This window comes from Candidatus Competibacter denitrificans Run_A_D11, assembly GCF_001051235.1.
Classification (GTDB): Bacteria; Pseudomonadota; Gammaproteobacteria; order Competibacterales; family Competibacteraceae; genus Competibacter_A; species Competibacter_A denitrificans.
On record NZ_CBTJ020000028.1, the window covers coordinates 1 to 2,500 of the forward strand.

Annotated in this window: 2 rRNA genes (1 of these 2 cut by a window edge); both read right to left on the reverse strand. The window is 58.3% G+C overall.

What is annotated here, in order from left to right:
- Positions 1 to 7: 7 nt before the first annotated feature.
- Positions 8 to 123, reverse strand: a 5S ribosomal RNA gene (rrf, locus tag BN873_RS05850).
- A 103-nt stretch (positions 124 to 226) separates the two neighbouring features.
- Positions 227 to 2,500: ribosomal RNA gene (locus tag BN873_RS05855) — 23S ribosomal RNA — on the reverse strand; it runs 615 nt beyond the window's last position.

Here is a 2,500-nt window from a genome sequence, read left to right on the forward strand (position 1 = left end):
AATAAGAGCCTGGCGATGACCGACTTTAGCGCGAGTAGGTCTCGCACGATCATAGGCGCGGAGCGGTTTCACGGTCGAGTTCGGGATGGGGTCGGGTGGTTCCCGCACGCTAAGGTCGCCAGGCGAAAGGGGAGTGGAGGTACGAGTTTTTGAGTGAAATCGAATTGAGTGAACGCGGATTGAGCAAAAGCGAAGTACAGCCCAGCCCGAAGGGGTTGGGTGTTAGCGGATCAAGCCGCACGGTTGATTAGTACGGGTCGGCTGCACGCGTTACCGCGCGTTCACCGCCACGCCTATCCACGTGGTGGTCTTCCACGGACCTTTAGGAGTCTCAAGGACTCGGGAGTGCTCATCTTGGGGGGGGCTTCCCGCTTAGATGCTTTCAGCGGTTATCCCGTCCGGACGTAGCTACCCGGCGATGCTCTTGGCAGAACAACCGGTACACCAGAGGTCTGTCCATTCCGGTCCTCTCGTACTAGGAACAGCTCCCCGCAACACTCCAACGCCCACGGCAGATAGGGACCGAACTGTCTCACGACGTTCTAAACCCAGCTCGCGTACCACTTTAAATGGCGAACAGCCATACCCTTGGGACCGACTACAGCCCCAGGATGTGATGAGCCGACATCGAGGTGCCAAACACCGCCGTCGATATGGACTCTTGGGCGGTATCAGCCTGTTATCCCCGGAGTACCTTTTATCCGTTGAGCGATGGCCCTTCCATCAGGAACCACCGGATCACTAAGACCTGCTTTCGCACCTGCTCGACCTGTCCGTCTCGCAGTCAAGCACCCTTTTGCCTTTGCACGCACTGCGCGATTTCCGACCGCGCTGAGGGTACCTTCGCGCTCCTCCGTTACGCTTTGGGAGGAGACCGCCCCAGTCAAACTACCCACCATGCACGGTCCCTGAACCCGATAAGGGTCCGAGGTTAGAATCCCGAGCGTTCCAGGGTGGTATTTCAAGGTTGGCTCCACCGAAACTGGCGTTCCGGCTTCAAAGCCTCCCACCTATCCTACACAAGAACGCTCAAAATCCAGTGCAAAGCTGTAGTAAAGGTTCACGGGGTCTTTCCGTCTTGCCGCGGGTACGCTGCATCTTAACAGCGAGTTCAATTTCACGGAGTCTCGGGTGGAGACAGTGTGGCTATCGTTACGCCATTCGTGCAGGTCGGAACTTACCCGACAAGGAATTTCGCTACCTTAGGACCGTTATAGTTACGGCCGCCGTTTACCGGGGCTTCGATCAAGAGCTTTGCCTTGCGGCTGACCCCATCAATTAACCTTCCGGCACCGGGCAGGCGTCACACCCTATACGTCCACTTTCGTGTTGGCAGAGTGCTGTGTTTTTAGTAAACAGTCGCAGCCACCTGGTCACTGCGGCCCGCGTCCGCTCCACCCGCGAGGGGCTTCACGTACCACGGGCGCACCTTCTCCCGAAGTTACGGTGCTAGTTTGCCGAGTTCCTTCACCCGAGTTCTCTCCAGCGCCTGAGGATACTCTCCTCGCCCACCTGTGTCGGTTTGGGGTACGGATGACGAAAACCTGAAGCTTAGAGGCTTTTCCTGGGAGCTGGGCCTGGGCCACTTCACCCCGAAGGGTTCGTTATCACGCCTTGGCATTGAACCACCGGATTTGCCTGGTGGCCCTGCCTACACGCTTGAACCGGCACAACCAATCGCCGGCTGGCTTAGCCTTCTCCGTCCCCCCATCGCAGTGTCCGTCAGTACCGGATTGTTGACCGGTTTCCCATCGACTACGCCTTTCGGCCTCGCCTTAGGGGCCGACTCACCCTGCGCCGATTGACGTTGCGCAGGAACCCTTGGGCTTTCGGCGTGCGGGGTTTTCACCCGCATGATCGTTACTTATGTCAGCATTCGCACTTCCGATACCTCCAGCCGCTCTCACAAGCGACCTTCGCCGGCGTACGGAACGCTCCCCTACCATGCCTTGCGGCATCCGCAGCTTCGGTATGCGGCTTGAGCCCCGTTGAATCTTCCGCGCAGGCCGACTCGACCAGTGAGCTATTACGCTTTCTTTAAAGGATGGCTGCTTCTAAGCCAACCTCCTGGCTGTCTGGGCCTTCCCACATCGTTTCCCACTGAGCCGCAATTTGGGGACCTTAGCTGGCGGTCTGGGTTGTTTCCCTCTTCACGACGGATGTTCGCACCCGCCGTGTGTCTCCCGTGATTGCACTTCCCGGTATTCGGAGTTTGCCTCGGGTTGGTAAGCCGGGATGGCCCCCTAGCCGAAACAGTGCTCTACCCCCGGGAGTGAGACACGAGGCGCTACCTCAATAGCTTTCGGGGAGAACCAGCTATCTCCGAGCTTGATTAGCCTTTCACTCCGATCCACAACTCATCCCCGACCTTTTCAACGGGCGTGGGTTCGGCCCTTCAGTGGGTGTTACCCCACCTTCAGCCTGGTCATGGATAGATCGCTCGGTTTCGGGTCTACTCCCAGCGACTGATCGCCCTATTCGGACTCGGTTTCCCTGCGCT